The organism is Slackia sp., assembly GCF_977041755.1.
The window spans coordinates 1-16,993 of the sequence record NZ_CDRRGL010000034.1 but is presented as its reverse complement, the minus strand read 5'-3'; the positions used below and the strand labels follow the sequence as shown (position 1 = coordinate 16,993).

Here is a 16,993-nt window from a genome sequence, read left to right as displayed (position 1 = left end):
AGTAAAACTAGAGTATTTTGTAATAGGTAAAGAGTTTCTTATACCCCGTTGATTTCACACGTAAAGAAGGAAATAGCAGGAGAAACGGTAGGTTTTCATGACGTCGAAGTATGAAGCCTTTGTGTTGGCGGCCGAGACAGGAAGCTTCAAAAGCACCGCTGAGCAGCTTGGCTACACCCAGGCGGGCATCAGCTATATGATGAGCTCGCTCGAATCCGAAATGGGCACGGCGCTTTTCGCGCGCGATCATTCGGGCGTTCGTCTTACCGAGGACGGCCGCAACCTTTTACCTTGGATTCAAGACGTGTGCACGAGCGAGCGAGCGCTTCAAGCGCGTTTGGGCGAAGTGAGGCATTTGGAAAGCGGCACGGTGCGCGTCGCCGCATTCGCATCGACCGCCATTCGCTGGCTGCCAGGCATCGTAGATGAGTTCACAAAAGCCCACCCCAAAGTCGAGCTCGAATTCGCATGCTTCGAGGAGCAGAAAACAATCGAGGACGGTTTGCTGCATGGAGAGTTCGACTGCGGGTTCATCGTTTTGCCTCCGCAGGAAAAATTCTTCGTCATACCCCTGGTTCAAGACCCAATTTATGTCGCACTAGCTCCGCACCACCCCCTCGCCCAAGAAGACTTCTTCTCCCGCGAGGCACTCGCGAACGAACCCTACATCAAAATCCGAAACCCAGGCTACACCGAATTCGACGCCGTATTCGACCGGCATGAAGTTGTGCCGCACACGCGCTTCGTGATGGATAACGACTTCGCCGTTATGGGCATGGTGAACAAAGGCCTCGGCTACAGCCTTTTCCCAAAGCTCATTTTGCGCAAGGCGCCCTTCCAGCTTGCGCGTATCGAGCTGGAGATTCCCACCCACCGCGAACTCGGAATCGCCATGCGTTCGTGGGATCGCGCATCCATGGCAGCGAAGGCGTTCGTCGAAACTGTTCGAACCTGGGTTGCCGCTTGGGACGAGCGCGTTGAATTCGATGAGCGCTGGGACAATCTGGGATAGCGGCAAAACGCCGCACGCGGAAAACCTCCGCATATGCAACGCGGCCGAGGCACCATGCCCCGGCCGCGTTTTTTCGTTCTTTTAGAAATGTCGCCGAAAGAAAGCGTCTCGGTTACGCTGGGAACCGTGACGCCCCCGCGCAAATGACCCGCAAAGAGACAATGCGGCCGTTTCAGCAACCGCGGCGCCCCACCGCGCACAGAGCACCACAGGAAAGGCTTAGCCCTTGTAGTCTTTGCCCACGATGACCAAATAGGAACCCTCGTAGGTGTAGCTGCCATCGTTTACCGTAGGAGTGCCGCAGCCAAGCAGCTTGGCGATGCTCTTCGCGACGCTTTCGTCGGTTCCTTTGTCGTAAATGACGAGCGTCTTGCTGTAGTTGTACGAATCGGCATCGAGCGTATTCGTCACGTCGTAGCCCTTATTCGTAAGCGTGCTTGCAGCCGTGGCGGCAACGCCCGACACGCCGCTTCCGTTTTGAACTTCGACCTGTTCACCGTGGCCGTAGTCGGAAAGGCTCGATTCCTCGCCGTTCAAAACGGCTTGAGCCACCGCTTCTCCGCCGATGCTGCCGTCGGTCACGCCGCCGTTGTTCATCGAAGCGGACTCGTCGGGCGTAGGAGAGAGGCCCTGATCAATGCGCTTCATCATGGCTGCCCAAGCCTCGTTATTGCTATATTCACACCAAACGCCGTCTTCATACGATGAAGTGGTCGGGTTCATGGTCGAATAGATATCGGTAGACGGGTCCATGCCTCGCATCGAATTGGCAACGGCGGCGATATCGCTCACCGACATGTCGGTCGTGATGTAATCGCAAAGCGCGGTGATGGTGCTCGCCATGGTTGCCGGGTCGCTAGCCAGCAGTTTTTTCGCAATCGCGCCAAGCACCATACGCTGGTTCGCCGCACGGTAGTAGTCGCCTCCGCCGTAACCAGCTTCCTCATAGGCATTGCGCGCGCGGCACAAAATAAGCGCCTGGTCGCCATTGATTGTTTGCTCGCCCGCATCAACATGGCCGCCTGCATCGGCATCGTCGATGGTGATGGGGACGTTTACATCGACTCCGCCAAGCGCATCGACCACAGATTTGAAGCCATCGAAGTTGATTTCGGCATAATGGGAAATAGGCACGCCGGCAAATTGCGAGACGGTTTTCACCATAAGAGCCGGACCGCCATAGGTATAGGCCGAATTGATTTTTCCAACGCCATACCCTTCAATGTTCACAAGCGTGTCGCGCTCAATCGAAATAAGCGTCACTTTCTTCTGAACGGGATCAATGCGCGCCAGCATCGTCGAGTCGCTTCGATAGCTGTCTCCATATTCGCCACTTGCATCGCGCTCTTGGGATTTATCGGTACCCATAAGAAGCATATAGAATGGCTCGGCGAGCGATTTATCGGTCAGGGCAAGTTGCGTGTCTTCGTCGATGCCCTTCGACAGCTTGCCATTCAGAACGCCCATATACGCGAAAGCCGCGCCAACGCCAATGACAGCAAGAGCCACCACTGCGGCAACAACCCCGACAATGACCTTCTTCCGCTTTTTGCGCGAACGCATTCGGGAGTATTCCGAACCCGTGCTCTCTCGAGAATAAGGAATCGAAGTGCGAGGCGAGTCGCCAGACCCGTATGCCCTTCTGGAATAAGAACGAACCGTAGAAGCGCCATCCTCTTGGCCCGACCCCTGAACACGCGGAGTGCTTGAGAAGCGAGCATTTTCGCCCCCCAAACGATTGTCTAAAGAATCTCGTCGACGAGACACCATGCAGCCTCCCTTATTGAACGATTTTAGCTATTGTCTCTTACCGTTCCATCAAGCGTCCCGCCATCGTTGACATTGCGCTTTTCGTCTTCATACGGAGGCAAGCCATCATCAACGCGGGTCATCATCTTTCGCCACGCTTCGTTGTCGCTGTATTCGATATACACTTCGTTTTCATAGGCGGAAATGGTCGGATTCATCGCGGACCAGATATTATTCTCGGTATCGATGCCACGCATGCTGTTCGCAACAGACACGATATCGGTAACGCTCATATCGGTCGTAACGTAATCGCACAGCGTCGCAATCGACGTCGCCATCGTCGCAGGATCGCTCTCCATGAGTTTCTTGGCAATCGCGCCAATTACCATTCTTTGGTTTGCGGCACGATAAAAGTCGCCACCGCTGTAACCGGCTTCTTCATACGCGTTGCGCGCTCGGCAAAGAATCAACGCCTGCTCGCCATTGAGCGTTTGAAGACCAGCATCCACATGGCCACCGGCATCGGCATCGTCGATTTCCATAGGAACGTCGACCTCAATGCCGCCAAGGGCATCAACGACGTCCTTGAAGCCATCGAAATCGATAGATGCATAATGGGAAATAGGCACACCGGCAAACGTCGATACCGTGCTCACGACAAGAGGAGCACCGCCAAACGCGGCGGAAGCGTTGAGCTTATTCGGCCCGTAGCCTTCAATGTTCACATACGTGTCGCGCTCGATCGAGACAAGCGCCACCGTTTTCTGCCGAGGATCGATACGCGCAAGAATCATCGAATCACTTCGGAAGGTATCTCCGTAAGCCCCCGATTCCCTACGCTCTTCAGAAGAGTCGGTGCCCATGATGAGGCAATAAAACGGATCGCCTGGCTGAACCACTTCGGACGAAAGCGTAGCTTTCAACTCGTCGTCGATATTGTTTTGAAGCTTGTCGTTCAGGGAATTCATGTACACGACGCCCGCAAACGCCACGCCGCCAGCCGCAAGAAGAAGCACCAGCACAACAGCGAGCACAACAAACGGCCACTTTCGCCGCTTCTTGGGAATCGCATAGGAATCACGCGAATAGCTGTTATATCCAACTTGGTTTTGACCGCCAGTCGGAAGGTTGTAACCCATTTTGCTGACGCCATATTTGTGTTTGTTTTTATTATTCATGGGGTCATTATCTCTTGAAGCGGGGAAAATTGTAAAGACACCACGCAAGAGCCCCATACCTTAACACAAGGTGACAGCGAAACAACCATCCGAAATTCTCCGGAGCCCGCTTCACCTCAAACCCTTGAGATTGTCGGCTCATAGCGTTAATTGTCGACTCGTAGCATTATCGGCGCGCGACACGCTACACTAGAGTTCAAGCAAACCTGAAACCAGACTGTTTTTTATCAACCAACCGAGGAGCGAGAGTGTCGCACGACAACGACTTTCCCGAAAATCACGACGCACCGCGTACGCGTACGCACGCTCGCCCTCGCCCGGCCAAAAAGCCGCTTGCCGCGCAAGAGGGGCAGCGCATTCCCACGCGTCGCGCTGATGAGCACGCGTACCCGGTCGAAACGCCCGGCCGCTCGAGCGAACCGCGCGCGCCACGCGTCCAGGTTCCCACCGATTCACGCGCGCCGCGCACCCATGCGCCTGGCAAGCCGCACCCGTCTCGCAACCAAACACCCGTTGCCCAAACATCAACGTCGAGGCCCTCAAAAACCGTATTCGCCATTGCGGGCGCGTGCGTTGCACTCGCACTCGTCCTGTTCGGCGTCGTGCATTGGCAAAACACTAGACCCATCGACATCATGGTGAACGGTCAAGAACTGCAGCTGCCTCGCACCGCAACCGTAAACGATGCATTCGAGGCGGCGGGCTCACCCGCAACGGCGGGCAACATGCTCGATATTGACGGCGAACTGCTGCAAGAAGGCAGCGGCGCAGCGTATACGGCAACGCTCGACGGACAGGAACTTGACCCCACCACCGCAGCCGACACACCGCTCGATGGCCACACGAGCATCGATTTCGCAAACGGAGTCGATATCGAAGAGCCGTCCAACACGGCCGAAAACCAGCCCATCGCCCATGGCGTTCAAGACGTTGGGCATGGGCCGCTCCATATCGTCACCCAGAAGGGACAAGACGGTTCGGGCACAATTAAAACCGGCCAGGTTTCCGGAAAACAGCAGGTCATCGAGGTAACGAGCGACCCCGTCGACACCATCATGAAGCGCTGCTACCCCGACACGCAAGGCGAAAAGGTCGTGGCGCTCACCTTTGACGACGGCCCATGGGACGACACCAACGAGCTGCTCGACGTGCTGCGCGACAATGGCGCGAAAGCCACGTTCTTCGCCGTTGGCAATCGAATTTCGGGCAATGGGGTCGATACCGTGAAACGAGAGGTCGTCGAGGGCCATCAAGTCGCGACCCACACGTGGGACCACGCGGCGGGCGACGGTCAAAGCGTGAACCTTTCCTATATGAGTGCCGAACAACAGCGCGAAGAAGTCACGAAAGGCTTTCAGGCAATCGAAGACGCCACCGGACAAAAGCCAAGCTTCGTGATGCGCGCGCCCGGAGGCAACTTCCCTACCGAAGTATGGAGCAACGTGGAAGACCTCGTGGTTGCCGACATTGGTTGGGACGTCGACACCACCGATTGGAAGCGGCCGGAGGCGAGCCGCATCGCAGCAGAGCTTATGCGGGTCACGCCCGGCGATATCGTGCTCATGCATGATGGCGGCGGAAACCGAGAAAACACCATTGAAGGCCTGCGCATCGCTCTGCCGAAGCTCGTGCAAGACGGCTGGAAGTTCGTCACGATTGACGAACTTATGAAATACCCTACGAAGGACAACTAAACGAACTTACGCCCAGCATTCATAATCGCCCGCACCCATAAACGCAAAATGGCGGCCTCGAAGTGCGAGGCCGCCATTTGTTTTACTCAATCTCGATCGATGTTTTCACTCTAATGCCGATTTCGGCCATACGCTTGCGAAGCGTAGCATACGTCACGCCCAAGAGCTCTGCCGCCAAAAGCAAATCGCCATCAGCCCCTCGAATCGCCTTTACGATACGCATGCGATCAGCTTCTGCCACATTTTCATCTTGCGAAAACGCGCCCGTAGTTCCGGCAGGGAACCCCGCGCTTGAAGCAACGGAAAAAGCGGCATCCTGGCCTTGTCCCGAATGCAATTCCCCCGATTGCCAACCTGCCGAATGCTCGCTCGGCTCATCGGCCGCACGCAACCCAAAACCAGCCATCGCATCGAAGCCGACGCCACAGGGCGACGCCCCAGAAACGACCTCACCAAAAGGAGTTGACTCCTGGTAGCCATACCCCATTGCCGACGGCCTATCGTACGCTCCTGTCCCAACGCGGTCGAACGCCGCCGAAGGCGAATACATGCCTGTCGGCAAGCCTCCACCCACCGGCGCCATGCGGCCAGACTGCCCAGCGACCGCCGCCATTGAGAGCGCAGGACCCTCAAACGACATGCCCACCGATACGGCGTTCGCGACATGGACAGGCAAATCCTCAAGGGTCACCTTGGCCCCCTCTCCTGCCATAATAAGGCTGCGTTCAACAACGTTGCGCAACTCTCGCACATTGCCGGGCCAAGTGTAATTCGCAAGCGCCTTCATAACGTCTTCAGGCAGGGGAGTGCACGGCAGACGAAGCGAGTCTGACAAATCTCGATTGAAATGATCGACGAGCAAGGCCACATCGCCCTCACGCTCGCGCAAAGGCGGCAGAGATATTTCGACCATGCTCAGGCGATAGTACAAATCGGCACGGAAACGGCGCTCATTGATAAGGCTTCGAACATTCTGATTCGTAGCAGCCAGAAAACGCACGTCAAGCTGATGCGGCTCGGTCGACCCAAGGCGCGTGACGCTTTGTTCCTGAATGACGCGCAGCAAGCCCACCTGCAAATCGAGGGGCATTTCGCCAATCTCGTCCAAAAACAGCGTTCCGCCTTCGGCCGCTTCAATCTTTCCGATCGAACCGCCTTCTTTAGCTCCCGTAAACGCGCCCGCCTCGTAACCAAACAGCTCGGCCGCGAAGAGGTCACGGGGAATCGCCCCGCAATTGATTGCAACGAACGGCCCCTTGCGTCCAGACATGCGATGCAAGGCGCGCGCCACAACCTCTTTGCCTGCACCCGTCTCACCCAAAAGCAAGACATTGGTCTTAATGGGCGCCACCTTGCGAACGAGTTTATCAACCTTGCCCCATGCAGGCGACTCGCCGATATAGTCGACAACGTCTTTCGCCGAAGCGCGGCCAAGCGATTTGCGGCTCCCCTCTGCGCGAGCCCCTCCCCCGTTCGATGCCTGGCCCTTTCCCGACTTTGAAGAAGAGTCAGCCCCAACGGACGGCACATCGAACACGCACACAACGAACGAGAGCCCGTTGCCAACGTCGACCGCCGATCGATTCAAAAGCGCCAATTCGCGCTCTTCCTTCTTTCGCCCTTCCTTGAATACCACGGGCAAGGGCTCGCCTTCTTTCACGGGCGACTCGAGTACATATTTCACGCCCGTCTTCTTCGAGAGGTACGCGGAAAGCGATTGGGACCCATAGGAAAACGTCTCATACCGAGGGATATAGGAATGCATGGCTTCATTTGCGATGAGTACATTGCCGCGCCTGTCGAGAACAAGCACCGGCTGTTCCATGAGGCGAATGAGCGGCTTGAAGAATTCAGCCGTCGATAGTTTCGCCCGCATGCCACGACCGGCGAGAAAGAGCTCATTGGCCAAATCGACCGCTGTCGCGCACATATCTAGGGCGCATTCGGGAAGCATTCCGAACGGGTTATTGAGGTTCATGGCGCCGAAATACACCCCTCGGTTATCGAGGAAGGGGGCGCTCACGCCAGAATAGGTTTGAGAAATGGCCCTATACTGCTCAAAGCCATCGGCGCGTACGGGCTTCTTCTCGTAAGGAACAATGGTCGCGTTTCCCGTTCCCACGACCTCCTCGAGCACATACGTGCCGAACGTGCGCGGATAATAGCTCAAGGGCGACTGAAAGCCGAACACGAAGCTTTCCTGATCCATAAGCGAGACGTTGCAATTCAGCAATGCCACAAGCATGCGCATAACGGGCATATTCGTCGCCAGCGAGTGGGCATAAGCCCGCTGTTTTTCGGCAAGCAGCTTTTCGTCCATAGAAGGAAAGTCGCTCGACCAAGGATTCACGCCCGCCGCTCGGCAGCGCTTCCATGAACGCGCGATTTCGGGGCGAACAACGCTTTCGTCGATTTCGCCCGTCGCAATGAACCTTCGCCACGCTTCAACTTGACTTTTCTGATCGTACATCGACCCCTTCTTCCCCATTGCCTCTATGCGGGCCCCCCCAATTGGCCCATCGTCACGCAACGTCGCGCGCGTCCACTACGAATCGCACGACCACCGACGGCGCGATTGCGCTTCGATACCGAGAGATTCTCGATATTTCGCAACCGTGCGTCGCTTTATCTCAATGCCCTTCTCATTCAGCGCGGCGCATATCTTCGCATCGCTCAATGGATGGCTCTTGTCCTCTGCGGCGATAAGGTCTTTAATCATCTGCTTGATTTCGAACGACGAAACAGCACCCGTTGTCGCCTGCGCCCCAAGACCCATGCCAGAAGAAACCCGCGGCATGGCGCGCGTGAAAAACATTTTCAGCGGAAACGTTCCCCACGGCGTTTGGATATATTTTCCCTGCACAGCTCGACTCACCGTAGATACATGAATATCAAGGGCATCGGCCGCCTGCTGCATGGTAAGCGGCGAGAGCGCCGAGCCACCCGTGAGGAAAAACTTGAACTGCCGCTCCACCAGAAACACGCCGAATCGCTGCAGCGTTTGACGACGTTGTTCAAGATTGCGCAAAAAGGAATCAGCTTCCTCACGCTTCTCGCTCAAATACGCCGCTGCCTCACGCGCAAGGCCCTCTTCTTCCATCATCGCCACGTATTCGGCGTTCAACGCCAAGCAATTTTGGGAAGCTCCCACCACCTCAACGGTAAAATCGGAGCCCTTTCGGCGCACGATGATATCGGGGATGACATAGCGCGAATCGGGGCGTTGATAGAACGCCGAGCCCGGACGAGGGTTCATGCCGCGAACCACGCGCTTCATGCGAGCGACCTCATCGACGGGCACGCCAAGTTCTCGAGCGATTGCAGGCAGCCTGCCTTGGGCGAGATCGTCGAGGTAGCCTTCTATGAGCTCTGACATAACTTCGGGATGCGGCTCGTCGTCGGGAATCTGAAGCTTCAGACATTCACGAACATCATGCGCGCCAACGCCTCGCGGCTGAAGGCGCTGCAACGCCTCGAGCAGCCTTTCGGCACACGCATATTCGACATCGCACTCAAACGCCACCATGCCGACATCGCCAACGAAGTACCCGTCGTCGGTCACGTTATCGATAAGAGCATTCATGACCCCAAGGTCACAAGCACTCAGATGCAAATCGGTCACCTGAAGGCGCAGGAACTCATGCAGCGTTTCGGTCTCTATGCAATCATCCTGGATACGAGAAAAGTCCCACTCGGTTGCGCCCGCGATTCCAAGCGTATGGCGAGGAGCCGACCAACCCGTAACGTCGTACGCCTTCGCTTCGGCACGCTCCTTCGCCTCTTCGAAGGCCGACTCGCTCGGAAGGGCGTCGTAGCTGAATAAATCGTCTTCATAATTGATTTCAAGAAGGGGGTTCGACTCGGCCATAGAGGCAATGCGATCGGGAAGCGAGGCAACTGGCAACGCAAGCACTTCAAGGCCCTGCATCGAAACGGGAGCAAGACGCGTTTTCGTCTTCGTGGACGTCCTCGGCGTCAAGCCCGTCGACAAAGTACCAGAAACCACAAACGCCCCCTTCGCTTTGGTTTAGGCCTACCTATTCCGACCCGGTTTCACGCACGCACGTCCGAGGACGCACGGGTCGTTAAGCCGTTTACATTGCACTATGCAATTCCGCATCTGATATTCTATCTATTTCAAATGGCATATAAAGACGAAAAGCATCGAATTTGGCTATGAGTTTCTGAAAAGTCGAACAAATATGACATTCTGGCACAAAATATGCTTGACATATAAGCGTTAGTATATGCCAGAAATGCCGTTTAATTCTTTCTGGGGGATGAACATGAACACATCGGGGAACGGCATCGCACGGACGCATGAAACGGACGCGTTGGATTTGAGTACCATGACGAAGCACGAAATGCCTTACGGAATTGACGCCATAGCCGAAATTCGTATGTCGACCCCGGCGGATTATCCCGCCATTATTCGCATGGGCGAGGCGGCTGACATGGGCACGCTCGACGGCTTCGAGGACACGCTCGTCGCGACGCACCTCTCTGGCGGCATCGCGGCATTTTGCCGCCTTCGCATCTACGACGGCATCGCACACGTCAATCCAATCGTCGTCGACGAATCGCTGCGCGGCCATGGTGTGGGCGCAGCGCTCATGAAGGCCGCGCGAGAGCGCTACGGCGAACTCCGTTTCGTCGCTCGCGGCTATGCGGTGGGGTTCTACAAGTTCATCGGATGCGCCCCCGTCGAATGGGATGAAATCGCCCCCGAAGTCGCATCCGATTGCGATGATTGCGAAAAGCGGGACGAATGCCAGCCGCTCCCGATGAAATACCCTATCGAAAACGAAGAGCGCACAATCGCCACTTCCCTCGATTAATCAGGACAAACAAAAAAACGCGCGACAAATGCCGCGCGACGTGGCCTCATAGCCTCTTTATCGCATGAAGCGGGTTATTCAATCCCCACCAAGAACGCCTTGCCGGCATCGGTGACGGAAAGCGCATTCGCCAAACGACCGCCATCGTCTCGATAGCGCGCTTCGCTGTTCACGAGGCCCGAGCCGACAAGACGGCGTATGGCCGCATGTACGCGATATTCGCTCACGCCGACAACCTTCGCTATCTCTCGACGAGAGAGCGAAGCAGGCTCGCCATTCTGCTTTTCATAACGCGCGACAAGACGCAGAATCGACACCGTAACCACGGCAACGTCATCCCAGCTCGTACGGCCATGACCTGCCATGGAACCGCCTCCTTCACCAAAGACGCGTCCGCCGTTTCGTCCTCCAAGCAAAACGCAACTTATACATACATATTCGCATTGACAAATCATTAACAAGCGTCAGCGCAAATCTTCCCAAAGGGATGAGCCGTATGATAGGAGACCCCTCCCCCATCGTCAATTAAAAACTGCACAACATTCGCCATCGTTGTGCGAGCGGCGTCAACGCGCCCTCAAACGTAGAAATGCCCCGACAATTGCGGGGCATTTCTACACAAGCTTGGTAAGCGCAAGGCAACCAGCAGCGCTCTGGCTTCACGCCGCTCATAATTCGCATCGCGCATACGATGCAGCCCTAAGGAGATGGCTGCGGCGAGACCCCCTGTCCGACCGGGGGCCTCGCCGCAGCCAGGTCTCGCGACCTGGCCTTGGAGCGAAGAGAGTGATTAGCGCTGATTCTTTGCCTCGGGAGCGGGATCTGCGGGGCCGGCGTATGTCTGAACGATAGAGGCATACGTGCGAGCTTCGTCGCCCACAACCTCAAGATCGGTGTCCATCCAATTGCGACGGCGAATCGCCACGAGCGCCCAGTCGCGAGCGGAGCCCTTAATATAATTCGGGCTCGCAGGATCACCCTTCGCCCATACCTCACCCGAAGGCAAGGTGAGCTCAAGGTACATCGGAACCTCGGGGTCGAAGGTGAGGCCATTCACGTTGTACATGTTCGGACGACCCTGCCACGAGAGGAACAGCGTGGAGGCAATGCGATCTTTGACAACGGGTTCAATGCCAAGAGCGTCGTAGATATCGACGCTATGGGCCCAAAGCTCCATAAGGCGCGCAGACGCAAGCGAACGATTGGACATGGGGGGAATGCCGGCCGCCCAAGGCACGCGGCTCTTGGGGCCACCCGCAATAAACGCCTCATTCATGATGGTGCGCTGCTCGCGCCACCAGGAAAGAATTTCGGCGCCTGTCATGTCCTGGCACTTCAAAACATGGTAATGCTCGTCCTGGTCGCTAAATGCGTCCGCGACGGCATTCACGCTCTCACCACGGCCATTAAGCAGCTCCGCGGCGCAATAATCGAAAAACGCGATATGGGCAATGACGTCTTTCAGCTTCCACGTCGTGCAATACGACGCCATTTTGTTCCAGTCTTCCTCAGAGAAATCCTGGACAAGCACGTCAACCTGCGCCTGCTCAGCAAGCAAGTCACCCATCGGATCAAAGAATTCAGCCATGTCGTTCCCCTTTCTTTTGATTCCGTCGCCCATCGTGCGATGAAATCACGTCACTACACGGAAGCCTGAGCGCCTTGGCCTTGGCCTTGGCCTTGGCCACGCATCAAAGCCTGCATGCTCTTTAGGCACGCTCGATACACCAGACTCCCGTTCGTTGGCTTTTCACGCGAGCAATACACGCCCGCGACCCACATTAGTCTTGATAGAGTTTCTGAATAGCGCGGCCTGCAATATGAATCATGATTTCATCGGTGCCGGCGCCAATACGATAGACGCGCTGGTCACGCCACAAGCGAGAAATACGGCAATCCTTGGTGTAGCCGATACCGCCCATGACCTGCAAGGCCGTGTCGCACACCTCGAACGCCGCGCGGCCACAATACAGTTTCGCCACCGCGGAATCGATTTGCACCGGTTCGCCGTTGTCAATCTTCCATGCGGTCTTGTACACCCAGTTGCGCATGTTTTCGATCTTCATATACATCTCGGTGATGTGCTCCTGGATGAGCTGGTTCTTGCCGATGGGCTTGCCAAACTGCACGCGCTGGGTTGCGTAATGCGTCGCATCCTCAAACGCGCATTCGGCGGCACCGAGGCTCTGGGCGCATGCGATAAGGCGCTCGACCTCGAAATTCACCATTGCCTGCATGAAGCCATTGCCCTCAACGCCCACGAGGTCCTTCTCTTCGAGAACGACGTCTTCCATATGAAGCTCGCAGGTATTGCCCATATTCCAGCCGATTTTCTCAAGCGGCTCGATGGAGATACCCGGCGTGAGGTTGCCCTCGTCATCGCGCAGGGGTACCCACCACATGCTGAACTTCGAACGATTCTCGCGCAAAGTGGGATCGTCGGCCGCATTGCGCGCGACGCAAAGCATGTACTTCGAGTTCACGGCGTTGGTCATGAACGATTTATTGCCATTGAGGTACACCTTACCATCGCGACGCTCGTACGTAGAAGCGAGCGAGCTCGAGTCGGAGCCGGCACCAGGCTCGGTGAAACCAAGCACGAAGCCCGGTCGACCAGCCATAACCTCAGCGAAGCACTGCTCCTGCTGCTCGGCAGAACCGTATTCGGTCATATCCTTGAGCGCGCACAGGTTGCCATACACGTAGATGGGTGCGCCGTTTTTGCAGATGCGCTCAGAAACCAACATGAGCGTCGTCACGTCAACGGGCGTACCGCCGAACTTCTCATCGACGCCGAGCATCTGGAAGCCGTTTTCGAGCAGCGCGTCGGTAAATTCCGTCGGCCACTCATGCTTCTCGTCGCACTCCTTGAAATACTGCTCGGTGCCATAGCGCTCCATCAGCTCGTCGACGCTCTCGAGCAACAACTCTTGTTCTTCGGTAAGGGCGAAATCCATGGTTTTCCTTTCCTCTGTTTCCCGCATCCTTGCTTAACGTTCACAACATCGCATGACTGCGCTGCGATTCTGATAAGTAATTAGCAAGAAGCGTGCCAAAACGAAGAGACGCCGCCCAAAAGGACAGCGTCTCTTAAAAATTTAATTCAGCATTCAGAACGTGCCGCTACTTCTCGATGTGGGCGTCAAAATAGGCGATAACGTTTTTCAACCGAATCTTTCCCGCATCATCACGGCCCAAGTCGTCAACGAACAGTACATAGCGCGGCTTTTTGTAGCTTGCGATATAGGCCTTGCAGGCCTCTTGCACATCTTGCGCCGTGAGGGTTTTACCCTTCACCGGTTGCACCACGGCAGCGACAGCCTCGCCCATCACCGGATCGCTCGTGCCAAAGACCACGCAATCGGCCACATCGGGGTTTCTTAAAATGGCGGTTTGCACTTCATTGATGAACACGTTTTCGCCGCCCGATTTGATCATGTCCTTTTTGCGGGCGCACAGGTAGTAGTAGCCGTTTTCGTCAACGCGCATGACGTCGCCCGTATGTAGCCATCCATCAGGTGTAATGGTGTTTGCGGTAATTTCAGGTTGCCCATAATAGCCGCTCATCACCGCGGGGGATTTGACAAGAGCCTCACCAGGCTCACCAGGCGCCACATCGTTTCCTTCATCGTCGACGATGCGTACCTCCATCTCATCCATCGGCTTGCCAAGCGCATCGAGCAGCGGGGAATCCTCTTCCAGCATCTCGCGCGTCAAACGCATCGTAATGCCGGAGCCGCTTTCGCTCTGTCCCCAGCCGTAATTGATTTCAGCATTGGGGAATGCGCCGTATATCGCCCGCACAATTTCGGGCATCATGGCGCCCGCCGCGCTTTGCACAATGCGAACGGTCGACAAATCGTGCGACGACACGCCGCCATCGCGGACGAGGCGAACGTAGGTCGTCGGCGGCAGCAAAATCATATGCGTCACCCCATGCTCGTCGATTTGGTCGAGCACGGCGCGCGCATCGAACTTCCCGCAAATGACGATTGTTGCGCCAGCCGAAAGGGCACACATGAACCAGCTATGGCCACCATGGTGCTCAAGCGGGCATTGGATAAGGACGACAGGGTGATCCATTTCAAGCATGGCGTTCGAGCGCAGAATAACCCGAATTTCCGCCAAATCCTGCCCATGAGTACGGCATGCGCCTTTCGGAAGGCCGGTTGAGCCGCCCGTAAACTGCACGCGCGAAAGAGCCCCCTCGTCGCGGAAAAGTTCAAGGTCGGGCTCAGCGGGTTCGGAAAGGTCGAACAGGCGAGGAGCAAACGGCGTCGATGCGCCAACGGCAAGAAGGTCGAGCTCGGGATTGAAATCGCGACGGCTTTCGACGACTTTCTCTTCGAATTTCTTCGCGAATACAAGGAGCTTCGCATCGACCGCATTCGTGAGATATGCGATTTCGCGAGGAATAAGTCGATAGTTCAAAGGAACGGCAACCGCGCCGATGCGCTGAATCGCCAAATAGACGGCGATAAGCTCGACGCTGTTCTCCATGAGATAGGCTACCTTGTCGCCCGTTTCCACGCCTCGGTCGCGAAACGCACGGGCGATTTTGCAAGCCAAGGTATCCAGCTGCTCATACGTTTGGGTAATCTCGCCGCATACGCAGGCAACACGCTGCGGATGCTTTTCAACATTCTCAAGAAATGGCTCGATAATGTTGCCATATGTTGTTGCCCCAGACACCTTGGCCCCCTCATTTCGGCCCGTGCAAATTCAGCATGCGCCCCTCAATACCAAGGGCGCAATGGGCGGCCGCCGATGCCGGCAAAGCCGCCCACCCCAAACGCCCTAGCGGGCGAACTTTTCCATAGTTTTGGCGTAGGCTTTCGTCGTGGTGCAGAACGGAGAGCCCGTCTGCTCGAGCGCGAGCGAAGCCTGGAGATTGGTATCGCTCAAAGAGTTCAGCATCCCCTTCGCCACCTGGATAGACGCATCGGGCATTTCCGCCAATCGATGCGCGAGTTCCATCGTTGTTTCCTCAAGGGATTCCGACGGAACCACGCGGTTCGCGATGCCGAGCTCGCCCAGTCGCACGCCAGAAATGCGATCGCCCAGGAAGAGGATTTCTTTGGCGTGCTGCATGCCAACCAATTCGGGCAAGAATTTCACCACGCCCATCTCGGGAGCAATGCCGATTTGGCAAAACGCCGGAATCACAGTGGCCGTCTCGCTCACGCATACCAAATCGCTCGCGAGCATAAGCGCGAAACCGCCGCCCACGGCATAGCCGTCGACCATGGCCACAATCGGCTTAGCAATAGTGCGCATGGCGGTGACGGTGCGGCAGTATTTGCGATACGTTTTACGCGCGTGCTCGGGAGTGTTTTCCTCGGGAGAGCTTTGGCTCAAATCGCCGCCGCTCGTAAAGCAGTTGCCCGAACCGCGAAGAACGATCGCGCGAACTTCTGCGTCCTCGTCGGCAGCATGGAAGCAATCCGTCAGCAGATCCATCATGGTGGCGTTAATGGCATTTTTCTTTTTGGGCTGATTCAGATACACAACCGCAACGCCGTCTTCGCCTTTTTCCATGTAGACCATATCGGTGTTTTCGCTCATAGCAGGCACTCCCTAGATGGCGCAAGCAGCAACGTAGCCAGCCTTGGTCGCATCGGCGATACGATGCGGCTCATCGGCGTCGCCAACCAGATACACCTCGTCGCAAATGCCCTTGAGAGATTCAGCAAGAGCATGGTTCGGCTTGAATCCCAACGTAATCGCGACGGTTTTCGCGGGAATGAAAATCTCGGTCTGATTGCCCTCTTTGTCGGTTTGAACAGCCTTGACTCCCTTGTCGGTAATCTCGGTGACCTTGGTGAGCGCATGCATTTCAATGTTTTCGGCCTTCTTGAAGCCGTTAATCAGGCCGAAGCGATCGGAGCCGCCCACGTCGTAGCCGATCTTCTTTTTCTCCTCGATAATGGTGGCACGGCGCCCGGTCTCCATACATAGGTGACCCAGCTCGCAACCCGGCAAGCCGCCGCCGATGATGGCGACCTCGCGGCTCACGGGCCAATTCATGGCCGTAGTCGCCCAACGGGCAAAGCTCGGAGTGTAGTGCATCTTCACAACGTTGGTCGCACCCCACCACATAAAGTTGTTGAATGCGCTCTTGGTGTGCGGCGTGTTGCCGTTGAGCATCTCGAGCAGGTCGTGGGATTGGAGCACGTTGGCGTTATCCACGCCAGGAACATCGAGCGTCATAACATCGCCACCGATTGCGACGATAACAGCATCGGGTTTGGCCGCCTTAACCACGGAAGCATCGACCGGAGTCTTCAAATGCACCTTGATTTCGGGATGCGATTTCACCAGGTTGTTCATGTAGTCGAGATAGCGCTCGTGATAAGGGCTGAAAATCGAAGACATCTTCACGCAGCCACCCAGACGGGGGCCTGCTTCGTAAAGATCGACCTCATGGCCGCGCTCAACGGCGCACACGGCCGCATTGATGCCAGCCGGGCCAGAACCCACGACCATCACGCGCTTTTTCTTCTCCGCTTTCGGGTACATCTC

At 56.3% G+C, this 16,993-nt stretch carries 13 protein-coding genes; 3 read left to right on the top strand and 10 right to left on the bottom strand.

The features are described from left to right. Positions 1-97 precede the first annotated feature (97 nt). A complete protein-coding gene (locus ACWI8T_RS04210; RefSeq protein ID WP_449138057.1) occupies positions 98-1,012 on the top strand; it encodes a LysR family transcriptional regulator in 915 nt (304 codons plus the stop codon). A 219-nt stretch (positions 1,013-1,231) separates the two neighbouring features. Here the strand turns inward: ACWI8T_RS04210 and ACWI8T_RS04205 are convergent, their stop codons facing one another. Together ACWI8T_RS04205 and ACWI8T_RS04200 are read right to left on the bottom strand one after the other, a co-directional pair. Then, a complete protein-coding gene (locus ACWI8T_RS04205; RefSeq protein ID WP_449138056.1) occupies positions 1,232-2,575 on the bottom strand; it encodes an LCP family protein in 1,344 nt (447 codons plus the stop codon). A gap of 230 nt (positions 2,576-2,805) precedes the next feature. Beyond that, positions 2,806-3,939 (bottom strand): LCP family protein, encoded by a 1,134-nt coding sequence (locus ACWI8T_RS04200; RefSeq protein ID WP_449138055.1) that lies wholly within the window; start codon positions 3,937-3,939, stop codon positions 2,806-2,808. Between the two features lie 248 nt (positions 3,940-4,187). Here ACWI8T_RS04200 and ACWI8T_RS04195 point away from each other — a divergent pair, with 248 nt between their 5' ends. Further along, entirely contained in the window at positions 4,188-5,633 is a 1,446-nt protein-coding gene (locus ACWI8T_RS04195) for a polysaccharide deacetylase family protein (protein WP_449138054.1), read from the top strand. 82 nt (positions 5,634-5,715) lie between these two features. On the opposite strand, the gene ACWI8T_RS04190 is transcribed toward ACWI8T_RS04195, so the two are convergent. Together ACWI8T_RS04190 and rpoN are read right to left on the bottom strand one after the other, a co-directional pair. After that, on the bottom strand, positions 5,716-8,103 hold the full coding sequence (locus tag ACWI8T_RS04190; RefSeq protein ID WP_449138053.1) for a sigma 54-interacting transcriptional regulator: 2,388 nt from the start codon (positions 8,101-8,103) through the stop codon (positions 5,716-5,718). Positions 8,104-8,178: 75 nt separating this feature from the next. Then, on the bottom strand, positions 8,179-9,639 hold the full coding sequence (rpoN, locus tag ACWI8T_RS04185) for an RNA polymerase factor sigma-54 (RefSeq protein WP_449138052.1): 1,461 nt from the start codon (positions 9,637-9,639) through the stop codon (positions 8,179-8,181). Between the two features lie 328 nt (positions 9,640-9,967). On the opposite strand from rpoN, the gene ACWI8T_RS04180 reads away from it, so the two are divergent. Next, complete coding sequence (locus ACWI8T_RS04180) at positions 9,968-10,471, top strand: GNAT family N-acetyltransferase (protein WP_449138051.1); 504 nt, start codon at positions 9,968-9,970, stop codon at positions 10,469-10,471. A gap of 74 nt (positions 10,472-10,545) precedes the next feature. Here the strand turns inward: ACWI8T_RS04180 and ACWI8T_RS04175 are convergent, their stop codons facing one another. From ACWI8T_RS04175 to ACWI8T_RS04150, 6 genes are all read right to left on the bottom strand, one after another. Then, a complete protein-coding gene (locus ACWI8T_RS04175) occupies positions 10,546-10,836 on the bottom strand; it encodes a hypothetical protein (RefSeq protein WP_449138050.1) in 291 nt (96 codons plus the stop codon). A gap of 425 nt (positions 10,837-11,261) precedes the next feature. Further along, complete coding sequence (locus ACWI8T_RS04170) at positions 11,262-12,059, bottom strand: TIGR03084 family metal-binding protein (RefSeq protein ID WP_114614686.1); 798 nt, start codon at positions 12,057-12,059, stop codon at positions 11,262-11,264. Positions 12,060-12,252: 193 nt separating this feature from the next. Then, on the bottom strand, positions 12,253-13,428 hold the full coding sequence (locus ACWI8T_RS04165; protein ID WP_302854557.1) for an acyl-CoA dehydrogenase: 1,176 nt from the start codon (positions 13,426-13,428) through the stop codon (positions 12,253-12,255). A gap of 166 nt (positions 13,429-13,594) precedes the next feature. Next, positions 13,595-15,163: a class I adenylate-forming enzyme family protein gene (locus ACWI8T_RS04160; RefSeq protein WP_449138049.1), complete on the bottom strand. Its 1,569-nt coding sequence runs from the start codon at positions 15,161-15,163 to the stop codon at positions 13,595-13,597. Between the two features lie 105 nt (positions 15,164-15,268). After that, positions 15,269-16,036 carry an enoyl-CoA hydratase/isomerase family protein gene (locus ACWI8T_RS04155; protein ID WP_449138048.1) on the bottom strand — a complete coding sequence of 256 codons (768 nt, stop codon included), beginning with the start codon at positions 16,034-16,036 and terminating at the stop codon, positions 15,269-15,271. A 12-nt stretch (positions 16,037-16,048) separates the two neighbouring features. Beyond that, positions 16,049-16,993: FAD-dependent oxidoreductase (locus tag ACWI8T_RS04150; protein WP_449138047.1), on the bottom strand; the 945-nt coding region annotated here is incomplete at its 5' end.

Excerpts from the sequence above, each read along its gene's own strand:
- ACWI8T_RS04155 (WP_449138048.1), bottom strand. The coding sequence starts at position 16,036 with ATGAGCGAAAACACCGATATGGTCTACATGGAAAAAGGCGAAGACGGC.
- ACWI8T_RS04210 (WP_449138057.1), top strand. The coding sequence starts at position 98 with ATGACGTCGAAGTATGAAGCCTTTGTGTTGGCGGCCGAGACAGGAAGC.
- ACWI8T_RS04175 (WP_449138050.1), bottom strand. The coding sequence starts at position 10,836 with ATGGCAGGTCATGGCCGTACGAGCTGGGATGACGTTGCCGTGGTTACG.
- ACWI8T_RS04190 (WP_449138053.1), bottom strand. The coding sequence starts at position 8,103 with ATGTACGATCAGAAAAGTCAAGTTGAAGCGTGGCGAAGGTTCATTGCG.
- ACWI8T_RS04165 (WP_302854557.1), bottom strand. The coding sequence starts at position 13,428 with ATGGATTTCGCCCTTACCGAAGAACAAGAGTTGTTGCTCGAGAGCGTC.
- ACWI8T_RS04170 (WP_114614686.1), bottom strand. The coding sequence starts at position 12,059 with ATGGCTGAATTCTTTGATCCGATGGGTGACTTGCTTGCTGAGCAGGCG.
- ACWI8T_RS04200 (WP_449138055.1), bottom strand. The coding sequence starts at position 3,939 with ATGAATAATAAAAACAAACACAAATATGGCGTCAGCAAAATGGGTTAC.
- ACWI8T_RS04205 (WP_449138056.1), bottom strand. The coding sequence starts at position 2,575 with ATGCGTTCGCGCAAAAAGCGGAAGAAGGTCATTGTCGGGGTTGTTGCC.